The organism is Devosia sp. A16, assembly GCF_001402915.1.
GTDB lineage: Bacteria > Pseudomonadota > Alphaproteobacteria > Rhizobiales > Devosiaceae > Devosia_A.
In genome coordinates this window covers 2,715,320-2,738,428 of the sequence record NZ_CP012945.1, presented here as the reverse complement: position 1 = coordinate 2,738,428, position 23,109 = coordinate 2,715,320, and the positions used below count along the sequence as shown (strand labels likewise).

Below are 23,109 nucleotides of genomic sequence, written 5' to 3'. Positions count from 1 at the left end.
ATCTCAGTTGAGCCGGGTGAAACCGGAATGGGCGACGGGGCCCTTGAGCAGGGCTTTGACGTCGCGGCCGTCTTCGCATTCCCGGATGGTCTTGAAGATCGGCTCGAGCGCCGCGAAATAGCCGTCGACGATTTCGGGGGTGTGCGCCGTACAGGTGTAAACGCTGGTGGCGGCGAGGTAGCCGGCAGCCAGCATTTCCTGGGTGATCAGGGTCTTGTAGGCGAGGCCGTTGGCCGATTTGATGCTGAAGCCGGTGAGTGCCGGAACGCCTGATGTGACGAGCGGCAGACCGTATTTCTGGCCCAGCGCCTGCCAGCGCGCGGTGATGGCGCGGCCGGTCCCGGTGATCTGCTGCCAGGACTGCTCCCGCTCCATCACGTCGAGGGTGGCGAGCGCCGCCACCGAGCCGATGCGCTCGGTCCAGAAGGTCGAGGAGATGAAGGTGTTTTGCGCCGCTTCCATGATGTCGCGCTTGCCGATGACGCCGGTGACGGCATAGCCGTTGCCGAGCGCCTTGCCGAACACCGCCATATCCGGATCGACGCCATAAACCTTGTGCAGGCCGCCAAAGGCCTGACGGAAGCCGGAGGTGCACTCGTCGAAGATCAGGATGATGTTGTGCTGGTCGGCGAGCTTCCTGACGCTGACCAGGAAGCCCGGGTCAGGGTCGTAGTTGCGCGACACTTCCATCTTGATGACGCCGATCTCTTCTTTGCGGATCAGCGCCTCGAGCTCATCGAGCTTGTTGTAGTTGAAGGTGAACACCGAGCCGCGCAGCGATTTGGGCACACCATTGGGGCTGAGCCCCGGCAACAGGTGCCCGGCGAGATTGCCCTCGTCGCCGAGGTTACTGGCGAGATACCAGTCGTGCCAGCCGTGATAGCCGCAGAGCGCCACGCCGTCCTTGCCCGAGGCGGCGCGGGCGATGCGGATGGCGATGGCGTTGGCCTCGCCGCCGGAGCGGGCGAAACGCGCCATGTCGGCCCAGGGGTGGAGCGCAATCAGCCGCTGCGCCAGCTCGACTTCTTCGGGGGCATTGAGCGTCGCCATGTTGCCGAGATCAACGGTACGCTTGACCGCGTCATCGACTTCCGGGCGGCCATAGCCGAGCGTGTTGCAGCCGATGCCCATGATCGACATGTCGATATATTCGCGCCCGTCGAGATCCCAGACGCGACAACCGGCAGCCCTCGAGAAATAGGCCGGCCACTGTTCGGGGAGGAACATTTCGGGGCGCTTCGACAGCAGCATGTTGCCGCCAGGTATGACGGTCTTCGCCGTCTTCCAGAGGTCCTGCCCCTTGCCCATGCCGTCTCCCCCTTCAGCCCGCTGCGGCGAGCATTGACGTATATGCTATATTGTTATGAGAATAACCTAGTAGCCGTCAAGCAAGTGGCTGAGGCCAAGCTGAAACCTGATGCCTGCGACGGGCACGGCGGGTGGCGGACGGCCAGTGCGGTTGGTGAGCAAGAACATTGAGGGCGATCCGAACTGGACCAGCCAGGCGTTAGCCACTCCGGAACTCCGCCGCCAGCCGCGTCCGACACGTCTAGCGGCTCATGAGGCAAAGTCGATCTGCACGCGGTCGACCTCGACATAGCCCTGGGCGATGCTGGAGGGCCAGATCGGGTAATCGCGGCCGGCGCGCAGCCGGTGCGGATCGCCGCCGATCTCGCCCATCGGCCGGGGTTTTACGGGAAACATGATGAGGTGGATGTTGACGTTCACGTGCGCGAGGATGTCGAGCAGCGGTTTCTCGCCATAGGTATCGGTGCGATCGTGGCGCGAGCCGATGCTGGTCCACTGGCTGGGGTCGGGCACGGCGGTGACCGTGGTTTCGGTCCATTCGGGGTTCACGGCGAAGGTCTCTCCCGTCAGCACCCAGCCAGAGATAATGCCATCCTTGGACCCCTGGATCAGCAGCGACAGCTTGGTGCCGGCGGCCTCGAGCTCGCCGCGGGTGCGCATGGTGATTTTGGCGTTGGTGAAATCGGTGGGGAACCTGCCGCCGGTGAAGCGGTTGGGGCCCGCGACCTCGCGCACCGACTCGCCGGAGGGGCCATGGGTGACGAGGCACATCAACAATTGCAGGTAACCGCCACCGGGCGGCGCATGGTTGTAATCGACCCACCAGGGGCCCTGGCAGCGCACCACGCCATTGTGGATCGGAAGCGCGGCAGGTGGGGCGAAATTGTCGACCACGCGCATCCAGCCGCCCGGCCCGTCGTCGAAATCCTCGACATACGACGTCACGGCAATTCCTCCGCCCTTGCCCGCAATATTATCTTATCATTATAACATCTGTATCGGTGTCAAGCAGATGATCGGCACCACCCCACTTCATAGGGACACCAGATGCGCGATCTCGACCCGACCGACCTCGACCGGCAAATCTGGGAGGACGAGCTCGCCGATTTCGTCCCCGACAAGGTGTTCGACGTCCACACCCACATCTATCGCTGGGCCTTCGATCTCGACCCCAACCGGCTCAGCGGACCGTTCGCCCAGAGCATCGGCGCCTACTTCCCGGAGGTGACCTGGGAGCTGGCCGACGAGGTCGATGCCGTCCTGTTCCCGGGGCGGCAGATCGAGCGGCTGTCTTTCCCGTTCCCCTTTCCCAACCCCTGCGACTTCGAAGGCTCCAACACCTATGTCGCGGAACAAGTGGCGAAGGGCGGCGGCAGCTCGCGCGGGCTGATGCTGGTGCATCCGGGGATGAGCGCGGCCGCGGTCGAAGCCGAGATCCGGCGGACCGGGCTGATCGGATTGAAGCCCTATCGCTTCTACGCCGCCGACCCGGTGCAGTGCCGGATCACCGACATGCTGCCCGAAGCACAGATCGCGGTGGCCGACCGGCTCGGGCTGATCATCATGATGCACCTGGGCAAGCGCGACGCCATTGCCGACCCCGAGAACATCGAGGACGTGGTGCGGCTCAGCGAAAAGTACCCCGGCGCGAAATGGGTGCTGGCGCATTGCGCCCGCAGCTATTCGGCCTGGGCCATCGAGAAGGCGGCGGCGCGGCTCAGGGGCCTGCCGAACGTCTGGTACGACACCTCGACGGTATGCGATTCCGACGCGCTCGACGCGCTCTATACCGGCGTCGGGGTGGAGCGGGTGATGTACGGCTCGGACGACATGATCGGGCCGATGCGCGGCAAGTACATCACCTATGGCCGCGCCTGGGCGTACCTCTCGCCGACCAACCACTCGATGGGCTTGAGCCATTGCGACGGGCGGATGACCTATATCCGTTACGAGCAGTTGCGCGCGATGAAGCGCGGAGCGCGGCAGATCGGGCTGAGCCCGGCGCAGCGGGACGCGCTGTTTTATGGAACGGCGCGGGCGTTGGTGGATTCGGTGAAGCTCTAACGCCGGCCTCTCCTGATCCTCCCCCGCGGGGCGGGGGAGGGGGACCGCCGAAGGCGGTGGAGGGGGCGGCAAGAGTCGCCGTGAGTCTGGCTCCCCCCTCCACCAGCTTCGCTGGTCCCCCTCCCCCGCCACGCGGGGGAGGATGGCCGCGCAGCCAGCGCCCTACTTCACCAGATCATTCGACTCGATATTGTGTGCCCCCAGCTGCGTCACGTCGGTCTCGCCCATCAGCCCCAAGGCGCTGTCGGCTTCGGCCCGGATGATGTCGATCACGCGGGTGACGCCGGCTTCGCCCGCCACGCCGAGGCCGTAGAGCATGGGTCGGCCGATGAAGACGGCGCGGGCGCCGAGCGCCACGGCCTTCAGCAGGTCGTGGCCGGAGCGCACCCCGCTATCGAGATATATCTCGCATTTGCCGCCCACCGCATCGACGATGCGGGGCAGCACGCGGATCGAGGACGGAGCCCCGTCGAGCTGGCGGCCGCCATGGTTGGAAACGATGATGGCGTCAGCGCCATGCGCCACCGCCGCGCGGGCATCGTCGGCGTGGAGGATCCCCTTCACCACCAGCGGGCCGCCGAAGCGGCGTTTGATCCAGCCGAGATCCTGCCAGTTGAGCGTCAGGTCGTCCTGCTGCGACATCCATTGCGCCAGCTCGGCAACCGTGTCGGCGCCGGGGACGTGGCCGGCGAAATTGCCGAAGCTGCGGCGCGGGGTGCCCAGCATGGCCAGCGACCAGGCCGGCTTCAGCGCCAGTTCGGCAATGAATTTCGGGGTAAGCTTCAACGGCACGGTGAGCCCGTTGCGCACGTCCTTGTGGCGCTGGCCGTAGTGCTGGCAATCCATGGTGACGACGAGGGCGGCGCACCTGGCGGCCCGGGCGCGGTCGATCAGCCGCTCGGTGAAGCCGCGGTCCTTGCGCACATAGAGCTGGAACCAGAAGGGTCGAACGGTGGCCGCCGCGACATCCTCGATCGAGCAGATCGAGACGGTGGAGAGCGTATAGGGAATGCCGGCCTTCTCGGCGGCGCGGGCGGCCTTGATCTCGCCGTCGGCTGCCTGCATGCCGGCGGCGCCGGTCGGGGCGAGGCCGAGCGGCAGCGACACCGGCTGGCCCAGCATGGTGGTCGAAAGGCTGCGGCTCGAAATGTCTCGGCCGACCCGCTGCTCGAGGCAGATCCGCGCGAAATCGGCGCTGTTCTCCCGGTAGCTCTGTTCGGTGTAGGCGCCGGAATCGGCGTACTGGAAGAACATTCTTGGGACGCGGCGCTCGGCCACGCGCTTGAAGTCGTCGACGGTCAGCAACCGATCGAGACGCATGTTTGTCAGGCTCCCGAGACGAACCAGCGCATGTCGTAACGATGCGTGCTGCGATCGAAGGCGAGGGTATGCGGATCGCAGCGCCAGCGCTCGACCTGGCCATCGGTGCGCGCCACCAGCCAGCAGAAATCCCAGCCGCCGGATTCATAGCGCAGCGGAATGGCCGGCTTCACCCGCACCGCCGGATGGGTGCCGGTGATGAAGAGTTTTCGGTCGGTGTAATAGTAGCAGGAACCGCAATGGATGAAGGCTTCGTGCTCGGGCGCGGTCTCGCCCGGTGGCACCAGCCCGACGCCGAACCTGCTGATCGCCACCTTCACCGGCGCACCGCGCAGGAACGCTTCGTTGAGCGCCTCGACGGAACCGGAGATCGGCCGCCCCTCGTGATCGTGCGACAGCACCTCGCGCCAGCGGTCGTTGACCATGAAGCGGTAGCTGTCGAAATCGTAGACGAAGTTGCTCGAGGGCGCGTTGGTGCCGGCGTCGAAGCTGTCGAACTGGTGGTAGCGCGGCATGTCGGACATGTCGTCGAGTGGCGAGGACCCGCGCGTTCCGGTCGGCGGCTGACCGTCGAGATAGGGCCGGGCGATCGCCTGGGTGCCGTCCTGGTTGTAGAGGAAGAACGACATCGAGGGACGCGGGCCGAAGCCTTCGGGCAGTTCCACCGGCATGCGCAGCGTCATGATGCCCGCAGCCCAGCGGTCGTCGAGCAGCCAGGTCTGGCGGAACTCGGCCACCTCCTCGATCAGCTCGTTGCTGGGGGACTTGGTGTCGATGTGTTCGTTGTGGCGGAACGCCGTGCCGATGCGCAGGTCCGCACCGCGGCGAATGGCGTCCACCAGGTCGGTGGTGCTGCCGGAGCGGATGGAGCGGTCGGAGTTGAGAGTGAGGACGGTGCGGAGAGTCATCGGTGGGCCCCGTTGGTGAGGAAGGCCCCCTCACCCGCGACTGCGTCGCGACCTCTCCCCCTAGTAGGGAGAGGTGAGCTGGGGCACGATCTCGCCACATCGGCACCTCTCCCTCTGGGGGAGAGGTCGGCGCGAAGCGCCGGGTGAGGGGGCCTTACTCTCAAAGCGCATCGAGGAACGCCACGCCCTTGAGCTGGCGCTCATCGCGCAAGCCGCGGAACTCGGCCTTGAGCTTGTCGTCGGCGGCCTGGTCGATGTAGCCGCCCAGCGGCTTTCGGACATAGCCGGCGTCACACCCCATCCAGGCCATGGCGCGCTTGATCGAGGGGATGCCGCCCCGGCTCAGCGAAAAGAAGATCACCGCATTGCCGATTTCCTGCAGCCGCTTGGCCTCCTTTAGATTGCCTGCCGCAACCGCATCGCGCAGCGCCAGCCAGATCTCGGGCATCGAGTTGTAGAACGAGCCGATGATGCCGTCGGCGCCGAAGCTCAACCCCGACATCGCCATCTCGTCGGCGCCGGAATAGACGATGAAGTCCTGCCCGATCTCCTCTTTGATCCGGATGATGTCGTGGTGCGTCGAGGCGGTGTACTTGACCCCGGCAACGCCATCGATCGACGACAGCCGCTTGATCATGTCGAAGCCGAGCGCCGCCATCGGCACGTTGTAGGCGATCATCGGCAGTTTGGTCGAACGGGTGATGTCGGCGTAGTAGCCGTGAATCTGGTCGGCGGAAAAGCCCCAGTAGATGGGCGGCACCGAGGAGATGGCGTCGACGCCGGCGCGCTCGGCATGCTGCGCCAGCTCGATCGAGTGGAAGGTGCTGATGGCGCCGATATGGGCGATTACCGGGACGCGGCCGCGGTTCTCTTCCATGGTCACTTCGACGACGCGCTTGCGCTCCTCGGGCGACATCAGGAAGGACTCGCCGGTCGAGCCGGTGATGTAGAGCCCCTCGACCTTGCGCTCGATGAGGAAGTTGACGACGGCGCGCAGGCGCGTCTCGTCGAGCTTCTCGTGCTCGTCGAACGGGGTCACCATCGCCGGAAGAACACCGGTGATGGACTTGATGTCGAAGGCGGGCATTTGGGGCTCCGTTGGGGCTCGCGCCGGGCGATCAGGCCGCGGCTTCTTGAGCGTCGATGAGGTGGCAGGCGGCGTAGTGATCGTCGCGACCGTCGATGGAATAGCGCTTCAGCGGCGGCACGGCGGTCTTGCAGATGTCCTGCCGGAAGCGGCAGCGCGGGTGGAACGGGCAGCCCGACGGCGGATTGACCGGGCTCGGCACATCGCCCTCGAGCACCACGCGATTGCTCTTCCGATCGAGGTCGGCGACCGGAATGGCCGAGAGCAGCGCCTGCGTGTAGGGGTGGAGCTTGCGCTCGAACAGATCCTCGGAGCGGCAGAGCTCGACGATCCGGCCCAGATACATCACCGCGACGCGGTCGCAGATGAACTCGGTGACGCTGAGATCGTGGGTGATGAACACGTAGGTGAGGTTGCGCTCGCGCTTCAGCCGCATCAGCAGCTCCAGCACCTGGGCGCGGATCGACACGTCGAGCGCGCTCACCGCCTCGTCGCAGACGATCAGCTCGGGGTTGACGCTGAGCGCCCGGGCGATGCCGATGCGCTGGCGCTGGCCGCCGGAGAATTCGTGCGGGTAGCGATCCATGTACTCGCGCCGCATGTTCACCGCCTCGAGCAGGTCGCCGATGATCTTGCGGCGCTCCTCACGGGTCTTCACCCCGTATTTGGTCAGCGGATCCTCGAGCGAGCCGAAGATGGTGAAAGCCGGGTTCAGCGACGAATGCGGATCCTGGAAGACGATCTGCAGGCGCTTGCGATAGGCGTGGAGCTCCTTGTCGCTGAGCTTGGTGAGGTCGGCGGAGGCCTCGGCGCCCGAGTACGTGATCTCGCCCGCGGTGGCGCGCACCAGTTGCAGGATGGTCTTGCCGAGCGTGGTCTTGCCGCAGCCGCTCTCGCCGACAAGGCCCAGCACTTCGCCGCGATAGATGTCGAGGTCGACGCCATCGACCGCCTTCACGTGCGCAACGGTCCGGCGCAGCACGCCGGCCTTGACCGGGAAATGCGCCTTGACGCCCTTGAGGCTGAGGATGACCTCGCTGCCGGGGGTCTCCTGCTCTGTCGCGCTGATCGAACCGGAAAAGTCTGCAACTGTTCCCGACGGGGCTCTAGTTTCTGACGCCATTGGCGAACTCCTCATGGCGTACGCACCTGACGCGATGCGTGGGGCTGAGCTGGGTCTCGGCCGGCAGGGCGACCTCGCAGGCATCGAGCCGGTAGGCGCAGCGATCGGCGAACTGGCAGCCCCTCGGCCGGTTGAACGGATCGGGGGTCGAGCCCGGGATGGCGCGGATATCCTGGTTCTTGCCGCGCCCCAGCACCGGAACGGAATCGAGCAGTGCGCGGGTATAGGGGTGGCTGGGCCGGCGCAGCACCTCGTCGACGGTGCCGGCCTCGACGATATTGCCCATGTACATGACGGCGACATCGTCGGCGAGTTCGGCCACCACGCCCATATCATGGGTGATCAGCATGATGGCGGTGCCGTGCTCGCGCTTCAGCGTCGCCATCAGTTCGAAGATCTGCGCCTGGATGGTGACGTCGAGCGCCGTGGTCGGCTCGTCCGCGATCAGGATCTTCGGGTTGCAGGCCATGGCCATGGCGATCATGGCGCGCTGGCGCATGCCGCCCGAGAACTGGTGTGGGAACTGCTCGACCCGCCGCTCCGGCGCCGGGATGCCCATCGAGCGCAAGAGGTCGATGGCCTTGTCCCAGAGCTGCCGGCCGCGCATGGCGGTGTGGTAGCGGAGATTCTCGGCGATCTGGAAGCCGATGGTGAAGACCGGGTTCAGCGCCGTCATCGGATCCTGGAAGATCATCGCGATCTCGGAACCGCGGATCGAGCGCATGGCCTTGCCGTTGCGCTCGAGCGTATCGAGCCGGATGTCGCCACGCTCCGAGTGGTAGACGATCTCGCCGGCCTCGATGCGCGACAGCGTCGGCAGCAACTGCATGATCGCCGAGGCGGTCACGGATTTGCCGCAGCCGCTCTCGCCGACGATGCAGAGGGTCTTGCCCTTCCGGATCTCGAACGAGACGCCGTTCACCGCCTTGTTGCAGCGCTTGTTGGTGTAAAAGAAGGTCTTCAGATCGCGCACGCTGAGCGCAACGTCGTCGACCGGCAGTTGAGTGGTGGTGGTCATCTGGGTCAGCCCTGCTGCGTCGGATCGGTGGCGTCGCGGAGGCCATCGCCGATGAAGTTGACGCTGAGGACGAAGAGCGAAATCGTCGCGCCGACCGGCAGCCAGATCCACCAGTTGTTCTGCAAGACGCCGAGGTCCTGCGCGACATTGAGGATGTTGCCCCAGGTGGCGATATTCATCGGCACACCCAGCCCGAGGAAGCTCAATCCGGCTTCGGCGAGGATGAAGGCGGCGGTCGAGAGTGTGATGTTGACCATGATGGGCCCAAGCGCATTGGGCAGGATGTGCTTGAAGCAGATCAGCGGCACACTGAGCCCGAAGCTCCGCAGCGCCTGCACATACTCTTCCTCGCGCAGCGACAGCATGCTGGCGCGCGCCAGGCGGTAGATGCCGCACCAGCCGCCGAGGATGAAGATGATCATGATGTTGCTGAGCGACTGGCCGAGGATCGAGACCAGCATCAGCACCAGGATCAGCTCCGGGAAGGCCATGATGATCTCGGAAATGCGCATGCAGACGGCGTCGAACCAGCCGCCGACATAGCCGGCATAGCAGCCGACGATCACCCCGATAATGGCCGAGACCACGGCGCTGCCGAGCCCGACCAGAATGGAAATGCGGCCGCCATAGAGCACGCGGGCGAAGACGTCGCGGCCGGTCTTGTCGGTGCCGAACCAGTGCTCCCAGGAGGGGGGCTGCAGCATGGCGCGGAGGTTGATCTTGGTGGGGTCCCACGGGGTCAGCAGCGGCGCGAAGATCGCGGCGAGGAGGATGATCGAGAACACTACCAGCCCGACCACTGCCAGCCGGTTGCTCATGAACTTGCGGACCAGCCGGCTGCCGGTCGGGTGCTTCAGCCGGCCGGCCTCTTCGAGTTCCCGGATGCGATCGAAGCGGCGGTCGAAGCGGGTGCGGCGGCGTGGAATCTCGGCGAGGGCCATGGCTAGTTCCCCAACCGGACGCGTGGATCGATGATGGCGGTGAGCACGTCGATGACGACGCTGACCACCAGCACGGTGACCACCGAGATCAGCGCGATGGCCATCACCACCGGATAATCCTGGTTACGCACCGAAAGAACGAACAGGCTGCCGACGCCGGGCCACTGGAACACCTGCTCGACGATCACCGAGCCGCCGATCAGCGCCGGCAGGCGGAAGCCGATCAGCACTACGACCGGGGTCAGCGCCACGCGAAAGCCGTGCAGCAGGTTGACCCGCCATTCCGGCAGGCCCTTGGAGCGGGCGGTCTTGATGAAATCCTTGTTGAGCGCGTCCAGCATGGCGGCGCGCGCATAGCGCATGACACCCGCCGTCATCATGATCGACAGCACCAGCGACGGCATCACCAAGTGCGGCAGCCGATCCCAGAAGGTGATGTATTGCGGCATCGAGCGGCCGCCCACCGGCAGCCAGCCGAGGTTCAGCGCGAACACGGTGATGGCGACGAGGCCGAAGAAGAATTCCGGGATCGAGACCCCCACCATGCCGATCACGGTCAGCGTGTTGTCGGTGGCAGTGCCGCGCTTCAGCGCGCTGATGATGCCGAGGACCGAGCCGAAGACGGTCGACAGCACCAGTGCCACCCCGGCGAGTTCCAGCGTCGCGGGCAGGCGCCGCGCCAACAGGTCGGAAATCGGCACGCCGCCGGTGAGGGTGTAGCCGAAATTGCCCTGCAACAGGCCCCCGAGCCAGATGAAATAGCGGACGACCAACGGCTGGTTGAGGCCGAGCGCCTCGCGCAACTCCTCGAGGCGTTCGGGGTTGGCGCCGGACATCTGTTCGGGGCTCAGCATGAAGGACACCGCGTCGCCCGGGGTCGCATCGAGACCGAGATAGATCAGGAAGCTGATGGCGACGGCCATCGGGATCATGATCAGAACGCGCCTGATGACGTAGGCTAGCACGCGGCTGTTTCCTTACACCACTTGATTGGGAAGAGAGGGGATGCCGCGAGGTCGCGGCATCCCGAGCGAGCGGGATCGCGTCTTACTTGTCGTAAGTGTTGATCCAGATCATGCGGGTGTAGGGGATATCCATCGGCGTCAGCTTCATGTGCGGCATGGCTTCCAGTGCCTTGACGTCGCTGGTCACCTTGGTGATGGCGAAGTCGATGCGGTTGGCCGCAGCGTTCTTGACCATGTTCACATCGCCGTCGGCGCTGGCGAAGGCCACCACCTGTTCGATCTTGGGCTTGCCGAGGAAGTAGTCGTCGAACGGCAGGAGCGAAGCGTAGTCGCCGAAGGCGACGGTATCGACCTTGAACGGGCCGGAGCCGACCGGCTTCTGCCAGAAAGCGTTCTGCTGCAGCACGGTGGGATCGGTGCCCTCGAAATACTTCTTGGGCAGCGGCGCGAACTGGCTGAGCGAGATCAGCACGTTCGGGTCGAGCGTCGCGAACTTCAGCGTGATGGTGTTGCCTTCGGTCGAAATGCCCGAGATGTGCTCGGCTTTCTTGGCCACATAGTCGGCCGCGCCTTCGAGCGAGTTGAGGGTCTTGCCCACCACGCCGTGCAGGTTGGGCACGAACAGCGCCGCCTCGAAGCTCCAGGTGACGTCGTCGACGGTGATCGGCTCGCCATCATGCCACTTGATGTTGTCGCGCAGCGTCAGCGTCACGGTCTTGCCGTCGTCGCTGATGGTGTAGTTCTCGGCAAGGTCGCCGCCCGCAACGCCGGTCATGGTCGGGTTGGCGAACAACAGGCGGTCGAAGACGAAGCGGTTGCCGACCCACAGGCCCAGATTGGCCCAGGGATGCTCGAAGTAATCGACCGGCGCGCCGTTGGTGTAGAACACGTGCTTGCCCGAGGCGTCGGGCTCGACGGTCCAGTTCTGGATATCCCAGTTGTAGTTGAACTGCTCGTTGCCATAGGGGGCGCCGTTGCGGTTCAGCCGGTCGCTCTCCACCGTGTAGAGCTTCTGGTAGTAGAGCGGGATGGTATAGACGTTGTCGTTCATCAGCTTTTCGATGGCGAAGAAGGCTTCCTTCTGCTTCTCCGGATCGGTGCTGGCATTGGTCGCGGCGATCGCAGCATCCATCTCGGGGGTGCCCGGGAACTGGTCGGAGCTGGCTTTGCCGGTGGCGTAGTCGTTGTAGTATTCCTGCATGACGATGGCCGCACGGGCGCCATAGCCGAGATCCCAGGACACCACCGACTTGTCGGTCGGGTTGGGCGGGATGGCGCCGAGCGTCTTGGCCACGTCGCCGGTGAGCAGCCGGGCATTCATGTTGACGCCGACATCGGCGAAGTAGGCCTGCAGCGCCTGCATCAGGTTGGCGGTGATCTGGTCGTCGTAATAGTAGACCATCTCGAGCGTACGGCTCGAATCCCAGCCGGCTTCCTTCAACAGCTCGCGCGCCTTGTCCGGGTTGTAGTCGTAGGGGTTGAGGTCGGGGTTCTTGAACGGGCCGTTGGGCAGCATGCCGACCGCCTTGATGGCGTTGCCATCGAAGATGGTGTCGATGATGGTCTGCATGTCGATGGCATAGGCCAGGGCCTGGCGGACGCGCACGTCCGAAAGCGGATTGTTGTTGGTGGCCTGGGCGGCTACAGTGCCGATCGCCGAGGTCGACATGAGCAGCGCCATGCCAAGTGCCAGCAATTTCTTCATGTGAATGGGTTCCCTGTTTTACTCACGGATAGTGATCCACGTTTGACGTGGACCCCGACGGCGACGGCCTTCCCCCCTCATCCCTCCGAGGTGGAAACGGCCGCACGTGGTTCAGTGCCTGCAAGCGATTCAGCGCCGATCAGGGCCTGACGCATGTAGGTGGCGTAGTTGCGCGACAGATGGACGGTCAGCACCCGCACCGCTTCGGTCTCGTCGCGGGCGACGAGGGCAGTGACGATGGCGCGATGCTCCTCATTGCTGCGCTGGTTGTGGGCGACGACGTCGTCCGGCGCCTCGCGGCGGCGCATCAGCCGGTCGACAAAGGCATCGTGCAGGGCGACGAAGATCGGGTTGCCCGGCACTTCCGCGATGGTGCGATGGAAGCGCAGGTCCATCTCGCGGAACAGCGGGTAGTTGCCGATAGCACGCTCGCACGCCTCGATAGCGGCCAGCATCTTGCCCAGTTGCGCCTGCGTCGCGAACTGCGCGGCGTAGCGGACGAGGCTCATTTCGAGAAAGAAGCGGGCCTGCTCGAGATGGGCATTGCCCTCGCTGCCGCGAAAGAAGAAGCGCGCCGCCTCGGCAGCTCCGGCCATAGCCTGGGCCAGCGTCGGGGTGACGACGCGCGGCCGGAACCCCTTGCGCTGCTCGATCAGCTTCATGCCTTCGAGCATGGTGATGGCTTCACGCACCACGGTGCGGCCGACGCCGAAACGTTCGCACAGGTCGCGCTCGGACGGGATCATCTCCCCGGCCCGGATCACGCCCGAGTGGATCTCCTCAGCCAGCGCCTGGGCAATATCGGCACCTTCGGTTGCCATAAGCACGGTTCCCCTCGCCTCTCCGCTTTTAAGGAACCATAGGCGGTCGTCTGGTGTCAAATTTCTATTTTTTGGTCGACCAAAATGGACGCGAGACAACGGGATGTGAGGCTGCAGGCGTCGCGACGAAGACATCGAGGACATGGAAAACGGGGCGCGGCCAACGCGCACTCGATCGACGATATCGCCCCGCTGAGTCACCAATTTCCCCCTGGTGGCCTGCATATGTCATTAACATAACAACATATCAGTCTAGGGTGGTCAAGCGAGGGGCGCATCGGTTCGCCAGGCGGAACAATGGCTGGATGTGCGGGGGTTTTCGGGGGCGCGACGGTCACCGACAGCGCGGCGATCCTCCCCGCGGGGCGGGGGAGGGGGACCGCCGAAGGCGGTGGGCGGTAAAAGTCACCGACAACCTCCTCCCCGAGACATTCCGCGAGCGCAGGTTGTGGGGCGGCGCGAAGAGCATTGTGAGTCTGGCCGCCCCCTCCACCAGCTTCGCTGGTCCCCCTCCCCCGCCCCGCGGGGGAGGATCACCGCACCGCCGGTGATCGCCGCCTAAACGCTCAGCTTGCCGATATCGTACTTGTCGGCCGACCCGGTCGGGCGCCAGCCGAGGACCTGTTTGGCGTGCGAGGTGTCGCGCCAGCGGCGCTTGTTCTCCGAGATGGCGTCGAAGATGTCGAAGCGGATGCTCTCGGGAGCGCCGAGACACTTGTCCACCATCTGCACGGCATCGGCCTGCGACAGGTAGCCGGGATAGTGGCGGATCAGCTCGGGCTGGTCGCTCGGCAGCACGGCGCCGAGCCGGATGCAGATCACCGACATGCCGTAGCGATCGGAGAACAGCCGCCCGGTATTCTCGCCGAACAGCTTGCCGACGCCGTAGAAACTGTCGGGGCGCGGCGGATCGCGATAGTCGAGCAGCTTCTCTCCCGGCGGCAGCGCCTCGAGCTCATTGGCGGCGAGCTTGCCGTAGGGTGAGCCCTCGTACCACTCGTAGCCGCACATGGTGCTGCCGGTGCTCATGAACACCACCCGCTTCACCCCCGCCTCCTGCGCGGCGCGGAACATGTTCAGCGTGCCGCCGATGGTGTTCTGCATCACCTTGTCCCAGTCGTCGTAGTCATGCGTCTCGGCGGCGAGATGCAGCACCATGTCCATACCCTCGGAGGCCTTGCGGATGGCCGAGGGGTCGGCGATTTCAGCCTGGGTGTGGACGATCCCCGGGACGATGCGCCGGCTCAAGCCACTGAACTCGTATTTATCGGAGAGGTCACGGATGACGAGGCCGCCAATCAGGCCGCTGGCGCCGGTCACGAGGACCTTTGGTTTGGTGCCCATTCGAATGCATCCCCCTGCATTGTTATAGTCCAAAATATACCGTTAGCATGATAACATGCTTTTCTTGGAGTCAAGTGAGTAGAACGGTGCGCTCGACTGCGGTTCGTCTGGTGGAGCGGTCGCATCGTGGATCATGATGCGGCATCAACGGCTTTCGACTTTTTGCGCAGCGAGAGAGGCGTGGGTCCGATTGACAGGGCTAAATATGCCGTTAGCATAACAACATACTTGGTTGCCGTTGAGGGGGGCGTTGTCGGTGAAGCGAGTGCTTATCGTGGGGAGCGGCGGCATCGGCCGGCGCCATCTCAAGGGCTACAGCCTGACAGGCCGTGCCCAGCTCGCCATCGTCGAACCGGATGCCGGGCGCCGCGACGAAGCCAAAGAGCTGTTCGGCATCACCGAGAGCTACAGCGATATCGGCGACGCCGACCTCACGCGTTTCGACCTCGCGGTGATCTGCGCCCCGGCCAATTTCCATGTCGTGCTGATGCAACGCTGCGCCGAGGCCGGGCTCAACTTCCTCGTCGAAAAGCCGCTCTCGGTGACCATGGACGAGGTCGACGCAACGCTGGCGCTGGTCAAATCCCGGAACCTCGTGGCGCGGGTCGGCTATGTGCGCCGCGTCGCCGACGAGGTGGTGACGCTGCGCCAGCAGATCCTCGAGGGCAAGATCGGCACGTTGCGGCTCGCCTATCTCAACTCCTCGCAGGAATTCCCGAAATACCGGCCGGATTTCCAGCGCACCTATTATGCCCGCCCCGAGATGGGCGGCGGCGCCATCCTCGATGCGGCGAGCCACCTGTTCGATATGCTGATCTGGCTGATGGGCAAACCCACCGAGGTCGGCTGCCTCTATGACCGGCTGGTGCTCGAAGGCACCAATACCGAGGATACCTGCCTCGTTTCCATCCGCTTCGAGAGCGGAGCGATGGCCAACGTCACCATCAACCAGTTCCAGAAGCCGAACATCGCACGCTTCGAGTTCATCGGCACCAAGGGCAACCTGATGCTGGAGCATTCGACGCTGAAGTTTGCCGATGACGACAGCGGCAAATGGCAGGACGAGCGCGATTTCATGGATGGGCTGGTGCCTACCGAGGCGCATCAGGCGCGCTTCCGCATGCAGGCCGACGCCATGCTCGATGCGGTCGAGGGCAAGCCCTGCTGGCTCGCAACATTGGACGACGCGCGCGACAACCTCAGGGTAGCACTCGCCGCCAAGCAATCCTGGCTCGAGAAGCGGATCGTGAGTCTCTGATGTCCGATTTCAGCGGCAAGACCATCCTGATGGCAGGCGGCGCGGGTTACCTGGCGCTGCCGGTGAGCAAGCTCCTGGCACAGCAGGGCGCCAATGTGGTGCTGGCGGACATCAATCCGGAACGGCTGGCGGCCGGCGAGGCCGAACTCAAGGCGATCGGCGGCGGTGTGCTGGCGCTGCCGCTCGATATCGGCGACGAGGACTCGATCCTTGCCGCGGTGCGCGGCGCAGCCAAGACGTTCGGCAAGCTCGACGGGCTGGTGAACGCCACGTTCGGCTCGACCGGCAAGCGCTTCGAAGACCTCACGGCGGCGGATTTCGACCGCACCAACCGGTTGAACCTCACCGGCAGTTTCCTCCTCGCCCGCGAGGCGGCTCGGCACATGGGCCCCGGCGGTTCAATGGTGCTCTATGCCTCGATGTATGGCGTGGTGGCGCCGAACCCGGCGAACTATCCCGGCGACATGGCGCCCAACCCGATCGAGTACGGCGCCGGCAAGGCCGGGATGATCCAGATGGTCCGCTACATGGCCGGCCATTTCGGCCCGACCGGCATCCGGGTCAACGCCGTGGCGCCCGGCCCCTACCCGCACCAGGCGACGCAGGACAATGCCGAGTTCATGGAGAACCTCTCGCGCCAGACCATGCTCGGCCGGATCGGACGACAGGACGAGATGGCCGGGCCGACGGCGTTCCTGCTCAGCGATGCGGCCAGCTACATCACCGGGCACTGCCTCAATGTCGATGGCGGCTGGACCGCCTGGTAGGGATATCCGAATGAGCGTTCTGCCGATCACCCGGGATGAAATCCGCCTCGCCATGCTGGGCATGGTGGAGGGCAACGGGCACCCCTATTCCTGGAGCATCATCATCAACGGCAGCTACGACGCCAAGGCGCTCGCGGCCTGCCCGTACCCTGTCATCAAGGACTATATCGCGAGGCAACCAATTGGCTCGCTCGGCATTCCCGGCGCCAAGGTCACCCACGTCTGGACCGATGACCCCGCCGACGCCGTGCAGGTGGCGGCCGTCGCCCATATTCCCAATATCGCCTCTCGCGCCGAGGATGTGATCGGCCAGATAGATGCGGTACTGGTCGCCACCGACAAGGGTTTCGAGCATGTCGAGCGCGCCCGGCCGTTCATCGAGGCGGGCATCCCGGTGTTCATCGACAAGCCGCTTTGCGACAACCGACTGGACCTCGCGACGTTCTCGAAATGGGTGGCCGAGGGCAAGCCGCTGATCAGCTCGTCGGCGATGCGCTTTGCCAAGGAATATGTGCCCTATCATCGCGCCACCCACGCGCTCGGCCAGTTGCGCCATGTCAGCGCCACCATGGCGAAGTCGTGGGAAGCCTACGGCATCCACGCGCTGGAAACGGTCTATCCGATCACCGGGCCGGGCTACGTCTCGGTGCAGAATATCGGCGACGCCAACTCCAACATCGTCCACCTGCGCCACCGCGACGGCATCGACGTGCTGTTGCAGGTGACCAAGGACATGGGCGGCGGCTTCGGCATGGTGACGCTGGCCGGCACCGCGGCCGGACTGCAGCTCAAGTTCACCGACACCTATCACGCGTTCCGCACCCAGCTCGTCGGCTTCGTCGATTACCTCCGCACCGGCAAGCCGCCGGTGCCGTGGGAGGAGACGCGCGAACTGATGCAACTGGTGATCGCCGGCATCGAAAGCCGCGAACAGGGCGGACGCCGGATTTTCCTCAGCGAGATGGACTGAACCATGCACGTACTGGAAAGCTTCTCGCTCACGGGCAAGGTCGCCGTGGTCACCGGCGGCGCCGGGCTCTACGGCCGGCAGATCGTCGCGGCCCTGGCCGAGGCCGGGGCGCAGACCTTCATCGCGGCGCGCGATGTGGCGAAGCTCGAAGCGGTGGCTGCCGAAGAGCGGGCCCGCGGCTACGACGTCACGGCACTGCCGCTCGACCTGTCGTCGGACGCGTCCATCGAGGCACTGCACCGCGAGGTGATCGCCCGGGCCGGACGCTGCGACGTTCTGGTCAACAATGCGGTGACCCGCTCGGCACTCGAGGGCTGGGCCCACGATCTCGACGCGTTCGACAAAAGCCTCCGCGTCAATGCCTCGGCGCTGTTCAAGATCACCGAGCTGTTCGGCCGCAACATGCGAGCGCAGAAATCCGGCTCGATCATCAATATCGGGTCGATGATGGGCATGGTCGGGGTCGAGATGGCGAATTACGAGGGCACCGACATGACGCCCAACCCCTCGCCGATCTACCATTACGAGAAGGGCGGCATGCTCAACTTCACCCGCTGGGCGGCGAGCATTCTCGGCGCCGACAATGTGCGCGTGAACTGCCTGTCGCCGGGCGGCTTCTTCAACAACCAGCCGGCGCCGTTCGTCAAAGCCTACAGCGCCCGCACGCAGTTGGGCCGCATGGCCAACGACACCGACCTCAAGGGCGTGATCGTGTTTCTCGCCTCGGACGCCTCGGCCTATGTCACCGGCACCAATATCCCGATCGATGGCGGCTATACCGCCAAATAACCCCTCCGGAGGAGAGCACCTTGTCCCAGACGCAGCCCTACGCCGCGACGCCCCCGACGCGCTTCCGCATGCGGCCGAGCCGCGTGCTGCGCACCATCCGCGAGGGCAAGGTGGCCCGAGTGCTGAAACTCAATATCGCCGACGCCAAGATCGCCGAGATCTTCGCCGCGGCACAGCCCGATGCGCTGTGGCTGTGCATGGAGCACACCTCGGCGACCTGGGAGCAGGTGGAACACCAGATCCGCGCCGCCAAGCTCTATGACGTCGACACCCTGCTGCGGGTGTCGCGCGGCAGCTACAGCGACTATATCCGCGGCTACGAGATGGATGCGACCGGCCTGATCGTGCCGCACATCATGAATGCCGAGGACGCGCGCAAGGTGCGCGACATCACCAAATTCGCGCCGCTCGGCAAGCGCGCCGTCGATGGCGGCAACAACGATGCGCAGTTCACCCGCGTCGGCTTTCTCGACTATCTGAAGACCGCCAACCAAGAGCGCTTCGCCTGCTACCAGATCGAGGACCCGGAAGCGCTGGATCACCTCGAGGCGATCGCCGAGATGGACGGCGTCGACTGCCTGTTCTTCGGCCCGGGCGACTATTCGGTGGCAAGCGGCATCCCGGGCGAGATCCAGCACGACGAGATCAAGGCGGTGCGCAAGCGGGTCGCCGAGGTAGCGCGCAAGTACGGCAAGATCGCCGCTACGGTGACCAGTCGCGACCTGATCGGCGAGTATGTCGACATGGGGTACAACCTCTTGTCGGTCGGCGCCGACGTGATCGCGCTGGCGAATTATGCCGATGAGTCGATGGCGGCGTTTGACAAGGCGCTGAGGTAAGGGCTCGCCACAGCCGCCTTACCTTCTCCCCTTGAGGGAGAAGGTGGCGCGCAGCGCCGGATGAGGGGTATCGCAACCAGTGGTTGCGCGCTTGGAGCGAAGCGACGAGCGACTGCTACTCTGGCCGCCCCTCCACCGCCTTCGGCGGTCCCCCTCCCCCGCCACGCGGGGGAGGATCACGGCAGCGCCGGTGCTACCCTACGGCTGAAACCTCGCCGGCATGCTCAGCACCTGCTTGCCGGGCTTTCTTTCTTCGAGGTTGGCGTAGATGTCTGCCAGCACCTGCTGCATCCAGGCGGCGGAGTCGACGTTGAAGCTGGGGCCGTCATTGTCGAGCGAGTAGCGGTAGGTCCGGGTGGGCTTGCTTGCCTTGGCGGCGATCAGCGGCACCCAGCTGTGGTGCAGGTAACCGCAGACGATATCGGGCTGGTAGCTCTTGAGCACCGCTTCGAGCTCGGCCGTATCTTCGGCGCCGGTTTCCTGGTTCACCGAGATGACGCGCAGATCCTGCTCGGTTTCGGTCGAGGCATGGGCGCGTCGAATGCTGGCGAGGCGTGAGGCCTGCTCGCTCGAAGTGATGGTGGTGTTAAGGTAGAGATACCTCAGCTTCTTGCCGTCGTTCTGCCGGAACATCTCCATGAAGGCCGGCTCGAAATCGATGCGATAGGCGTGGTAGGGCAGCTCCTCGATGACGAGATCGATGATCGCCACCTGCGCCGAGGTCTCGGGCAGCTTGTCGATCTCGGTCTCCGGCGTGATGCCGGCGAGCACCACCACGTCGAGCGCATCCCAGACATGGGTTGGCATCGACTTGTGAGTGAAACTGCCCAGGATGAACTCGTGACCATCGGAGACCACGGCCTTTTCCAGCGCCACCACCAGCTTGGTGTAGAACTCGTTGTTGAAGATGCCGCCGCCGACAACGTCGCGGTTGTAGAAGAAGCCGATGCGGTGATGCGCTTCGGTCCACGGCGTCTGGACGAGGAAGGAGCCCTTGCCGACCTGGCGCCGGATGATTCCTTCGGCCTCGAGGTCCTTCAATGTCTTGATGACGGTGATCAGCGAGAATTCGCAGAACTTCACGATCTCGTTCTGCGACTCGATCTTGTCCCCGGCTCTGAGGCCGTTGGTTTTCCAGCGCCGGAACAGCATGTCTCTGAGCTGCAGATGGCGTGGCGACAGGTCAATACTCAAGTCAGGACTTCCCGTGACAGGTGATTGCCGAAGTTTGCTTCGGCGACATATAGCACCGCGCCCGCGCTGCCGACACAGAGCCGCTTGCGGGCGCCATGTTTCCCCTTGAATTCGCATGTTAGGTGGTTATCATGACAATATACTACGAGCATGGATTCTGCAAGTGAAGCAAAGATGGCGTAACGCCACGCTGGTGACCCCGGGCGGAGAAATCGGGCAGGATTTGTTGATCGAAAATGGCCGGTTCACCGGCATCGTCGGCCGGGACGCCGCCACTGGCGCCGACTGGCGGGATGTGGACGCCAGCGGCAAGCTGCTGTTCCCCGGCATCATCGATCTGCTGCAGCACGGCATGGACGTCTACCTCTACAACGACACCCTGCCCGGCTGCGTTTCGGACAATTCCACCCTGCTCCTGTCGCGCGGCGTGACGGGGTTCCTCCCCTCGATCAGCTGCCTGCCGCCCGAGGACATGGAACCGACCCTTGCGCGGCTTGCCGCAGAGACCGAAAAGGCCACCGGCGCGCGGGCGCTGGGCATCCACAGCGAAGGCCCGGTCTTCGCTTCGCCCGGCGCCCACAACCCACGCAACCTGCAAAAGCCGAGCGTCGAGCTGGCCGAGCGGATGCTCAATGCCAGCAACGGCCGGCTGAAGGCAGTGACGCTGGCGCCGGAACTGCCGGGCGCCGAAGCCTTCATCAAGCGGCTGAAGCAGCACGGGGTCAGCATCCATCTCGGCCACAGCCAGGCGGCGCCTGATGACGTGGGGCGCTATGTCTCGTGGGGCATCGATGCGGTGACCCACATGTACAACGTGATGCGCCAGCCCGAGCCCGGTAATATGGGGCTCCACATCCTGTCGCTCACCGACGCGCTGCTGGCCGAGTCTGATCTGGCGCTGGGGCTGATCTGCGACGGCATCCACGTGGCGCCCAAGCTGATGAAGATCCTGGCGCAACTGCCGGTGGACCGGGTGTTTCTCGAGACCGACGCCAACAAATATGCCGGCGCCGAGGAGATGGAGTTCGAGTTCTATCCCGGCCAGTGGGTGCGCAGCGCGCGTGGCAAGGCAGTGGTCGATCGCAATGGCGGGCTCTGCGGGTCGTCGCTAACCCCCGACGAGGCAATGCGCAACTACGTCACGATGGTCGGCGCCGACCTCACCCGCACCGCCCACGCCACCAGCCTGGTGCCGGCCAAGGTGCTGGGGATGGAAAAGGATATCGGCTCGATCGAGGTGGGCAAGCTCGCCGACTTCGCAGTGCTCGATCCGAAAACGCTCGAAGTCGAAGCGACGGTGGTGGGCGGCGAAACGCTGTTCAGGCGCGCCGCTTAAGCAGCTCCCGGCTCCGGGGCGTTTCACGGACGACTGCACCAGCCCCGATGTCATCCCCTCGAAAGCGGGGAACTCCGTTTGGGATGGTGCTTGAGGCCGAGAAAACAGAGGTTCCCGCTTTCGCGGGAATGACCCGGTGGGTGGGCCAGAGTCGCTCGGTAACAGTCGTGAACGCTCAAGGGGGATGGGCCAATGCAAATCGTCGCATCGGGAATTCTAGGCAGGGCCGAACCGGGTACCGCTCGGGCCAACCTGACCTTTCCGTCCGTCACGGTGCTGGCTGACGGCTCGCTACTGGCGACACTCCGGGCTGGCGACGAAAAGGACTCGCCGAAAGAGCGGATCGCCTTCTACCGCTCGGCGGACAATGGCCTCACCTGGTCGACGCCGACATATCCGTTCGAGCCGCCTGAGGTGCGCGGCACCGGCGGGACACTGAAACTCTGCTACATCACCGAGCTTGGGCCCAAACGGCTGCTGGCCGCGGCGATGTGGGTCGATCGCACCACCTACCCGGGCAAACCGCTGTTCAACGCCGAGACCGAGGGTTGCCTGCCGATGGTGATCCTCCTCGCCAACTCGGACGACAACGGCGCCAGTTGGTCGGCTTGGCGCGAGGTGCCGATGCCCTCGGAAATCGGCCCGGCCAGCCTGACCAGCCCGTTGATGCGCCTGGCGGACGGGCGGCTGGCGATGAGCATCGAGACCAACAAGACTTACCTCGATCGTTCGAAATGGCTGCAGCGGGCGGTCTTCTTCCATTCGGCCGACGAGGGCCGGAGCTGGAGCGGCCCGGTGACGGTGGCCGAGGATCCGTCGGGCCGCATCTTCAACTGGGATTTGCGTTGCGCCGTGGCGCCCGATGGCCGGGTCGCCTCGTTCGCCTGGACCTATGACACGGCAACGGCAGGCTATCTCAACATCCACCGTCGCATCAGCGCCGATGGCGGGATGAGCTGGAGCGCGCCCGAGACTCTCGGTTTTGCCGATCAGGCGGCGCGGCCGGCGGTGCTGCCGGACGGGCGAGTCGTGCTGGCCTGGGTCGACCGCTTCGGCTCGCAGTCGATCCGCGCCCGGCTGGCGGCAGATATCGCCGCGCCGTTCACGGCGGAAAGCGAGGTCGAGGTCTACGCGCATATCAAAGCGCAGGCGGCGAGCAGCGATACCGGCGACATGCTGGCCAGCATGGACGTGTGGAGTTTCGGGCTGCCCTCGGCGACGGCGCTGCCGGATGGGGACGTGCTGGTGGTGTATTATGCGGGGGAGCCAAAGGCGCTGGATGTGCGGTGGGCGAAGCTGCGGGTGTAGCTGCCTTACTGAGGTGCTGGTGCGGGCTGACCCCCACCCCTGTC

The 23,109-nt window shown here is 64.9% G+C and carries 21 protein-coding genes; 8 read left to right on the top strand and 13 right to left on the bottom strand.

Translation table 11 applies throughout. The annotated features are described in order from the left end of the window. Positions 1-3: 3 nt before the first annotated feature. Together APS40_RS13360 and APS40_RS13355 are read right to left on the bottom strand one after the other, a co-directional pair. Entirely contained in the window at positions 4-1,308 is a 1,305-nt protein-coding gene (locus APS40_RS13360) for an aminotransferase class III-fold pyridoxal phosphate-dependent enzyme (protein WP_055047521.1), read from the bottom strand. A 249-nt stretch (positions 1,309-1,557) separates the two neighbouring features. Further along, positions 1,558-2,253, bottom strand: a complete 696-nt coding sequence (locus APS40_RS13355) for a hypothetical protein (RefSeq protein ID WP_055047520.1) — start codon at positions 2,251-2,253, stop codon at positions 1,558-1,560. 102 nt (positions 2,254-2,355) lie between these two features. Here APS40_RS13355 and APS40_RS13350 point away from each other — a divergent pair, with 102 nt between their 5' ends. Beyond that, positions 2,356-3,372 carry an amidohydrolase family protein gene (locus tag APS40_RS13350; RefSeq protein ID WP_055047519.1) on the top strand — a complete coding sequence of 339 codons (1,017 nt, stop codon included), beginning with the start codon at positions 2,356-2,358 and terminating at the stop codon, positions 3,370-3,372. 162 nt (positions 3,373-3,534) lie between these two features. On the opposite strand, the gene APS40_RS13345 is transcribed toward APS40_RS13350, so the two are convergent. The 10 genes from APS40_RS13345 to APS40_RS13300 all read right to left on the bottom strand — a co-directional run bounded on the left by APS40_RS13345 (position 3,535) and on the right by APS40_RS13300 (position 14,604). After that, entirely contained in the window at positions 3,535-4,692 is a 1,158-nt protein-coding gene (locus APS40_RS13345; RefSeq protein WP_055047518.1) for an alpha-hydroxy acid oxidase, read from the bottom strand. Between the two features lie 5 nt (positions 4,693-4,697). Then, positions 4,698-5,600 carry a hypothetical protein gene (locus tag APS40_RS13340; protein ID WP_055047517.1) on the bottom strand — a complete coding sequence of 301 codons (903 nt, stop codon included), beginning with the start codon at positions 5,598-5,600 and terminating at the stop codon, positions 4,698-4,700. Positions 5,601-5,760: 160 nt separating this feature from the next. Then, complete coding sequence (locus APS40_RS13335) at positions 5,761-6,687, bottom strand: dihydrodipicolinate synthase family protein (RefSeq protein ID WP_055047516.1); 927 nt, start codon at positions 6,685-6,687, stop codon at positions 5,761-5,763. Positions 6,688-6,718: 31 nt separating this feature from the next. After that, the gene (locus APS40_RS13330) at positions 6,719-7,810 is read right to left on the bottom strand and encodes an ABC transporter ATP-binding protein (protein ID WP_082434385.1); all 1,092 of its coding nucleotides are present in this window, start codon (positions 7,808-7,810) and stop codon (positions 6,719-6,721) included. After that, positions 7,794-8,828, bottom strand: a complete 1,035-nt coding sequence (locus tag APS40_RS13325; RefSeq protein WP_055047515.1) for an ABC transporter ATP-binding protein — start codon at positions 8,826-8,828, stop codon at positions 7,794-7,796. The genes APS40_RS13330 and APS40_RS13325 overlap by 17 nt, the downstream gene beginning before the upstream one ends. Before the next feature lie 5 nt (positions 8,829-8,833). Beyond that, positions 8,834-9,769, bottom strand: a complete 936-nt coding sequence (locus tag APS40_RS13320; protein WP_055047514.1) for an ABC transporter permease — start codon at positions 9,767-9,769, stop codon at positions 8,834-8,836. 2 nt (positions 9,770-9,771) lie between these two features. Next, entirely contained in the window at positions 9,772-10,734 is a 963-nt protein-coding gene (locus tag APS40_RS13315) for an ABC transporter permease (RefSeq protein ID WP_055047513.1), read from the bottom strand. 82 nt (positions 10,735-10,816) lie between these two features. Beyond that, entirely contained in the window at positions 10,817-12,439 is a 1,623-nt protein-coding gene (locus APS40_RS13310; RefSeq protein WP_055047512.1) for an ABC transporter substrate-binding protein, read from the bottom strand. 77 nt (positions 12,440-12,516) lie between these two features. After that, positions 12,517-13,260 (bottom strand): FCD domain-containing protein, encoded by a 744-nt coding sequence (locus APS40_RS13305; RefSeq protein ID WP_055047511.1) that lies wholly within the window; start codon positions 13,258-13,260, stop codon positions 12,517-12,519. 558 nt (positions 13,261-13,818) lie between these two features. Next, the gene (locus tag APS40_RS13300; protein WP_055047510.1) at positions 13,819-14,604 is read right to left on the bottom strand and encodes an NAD-dependent epimerase/dehydratase family protein; all 786 of its coding nucleotides are present in this window, start codon (positions 14,602-14,604) and stop codon (positions 13,819-13,821) included. A gap of 256 nt (positions 14,605-14,860) precedes the next feature. Between APS40_RS13300 and APS40_RS13295 the strand changes: the two genes are divergently transcribed. From APS40_RS13295 to APS40_RS13275, 5 genes are read left to right on the top strand one after another with little or no spacing between them, the layout of a single operon-like run. Beyond that, positions 14,861-15,862, top strand: a complete 1,002-nt coding sequence (locus APS40_RS13295; RefSeq protein ID WP_197279325.1) for a Gfo/Idh/MocA family protein — start codon at positions 14,861-14,863, stop codon at positions 15,860-15,862. Then, the gene (locus APS40_RS13290) at positions 15,862-16,629 is read left to right on the top strand and encodes an SDR family NAD(P)-dependent oxidoreductase (protein ID WP_055047508.1); all 768 of its coding nucleotides are present in this window, start codon (positions 15,862-15,864) and stop codon (positions 16,627-16,629) included. Before APS40_RS13295 ends, APS40_RS13290 begins: the two co-directional genes overlap by 1 nt. Before the next feature lie 10 nt (positions 16,630-16,639). Beyond that, positions 16,640-17,599: a Gfo/Idh/MocA family oxidoreductase gene (locus APS40_RS13285; RefSeq protein ID WP_055047507.1), complete on the top strand. Its 960-nt coding sequence runs from the start codon at positions 16,640-16,642 to the stop codon at positions 17,597-17,599. 3 nt (positions 17,600-17,602) lie between these two features. After that, entirely contained in the window at positions 17,603-18,388 is a 786-nt protein-coding gene (locus APS40_RS13280; RefSeq protein WP_055047506.1) for an SDR family oxidoreductase, read from the top strand. A gap of 20 nt (positions 18,389-18,408) precedes the next feature. Further along, positions 18,409-19,227 (top strand): HpcH/HpaI aldolase family protein, encoded by an 819-nt coding sequence (locus tag APS40_RS13275; RefSeq protein WP_197279324.1) that lies wholly within the window; start codon positions 18,409-18,411, stop codon positions 19,225-19,227. 198 nt (positions 19,228-19,425) lie between these two features. Here APS40_RS13275 and APS40_RS13270 read toward each other — a convergent pair whose 3' ends face one another. Further along, on the bottom strand, positions 19,426-20,421 hold the full coding sequence (locus APS40_RS13270; RefSeq protein ID WP_055047505.1) for a GntR family transcriptional regulator: 996 nt from the start codon (positions 20,419-20,421) through the stop codon (positions 19,426-19,428). Positions 20,422-20,584: 163 nt separating this feature from the next. On the opposite strand from APS40_RS13270, the gene APS40_RS13265 reads away from it, so the two are divergent. After that, complete coding sequence (locus APS40_RS13265; protein ID WP_236884104.1) at positions 20,585-21,757, top strand: N-acetylglucosamine-6-phosphate deacetylase; 1,173 nt, start codon at positions 20,585-20,587, stop codon at positions 21,755-21,757. Between the two features lie 192 nt (positions 21,758-21,949). Next, on the top strand, positions 21,950-23,065 hold the full coding sequence (locus tag APS40_RS13260) for a sialidase family protein (RefSeq protein WP_055047504.1): 1,116 nt from the start codon (positions 21,950-21,952) through the stop codon (positions 23,063-23,065). Positions 23,066-23,109 lie beyond the last annotated feature (44 nt).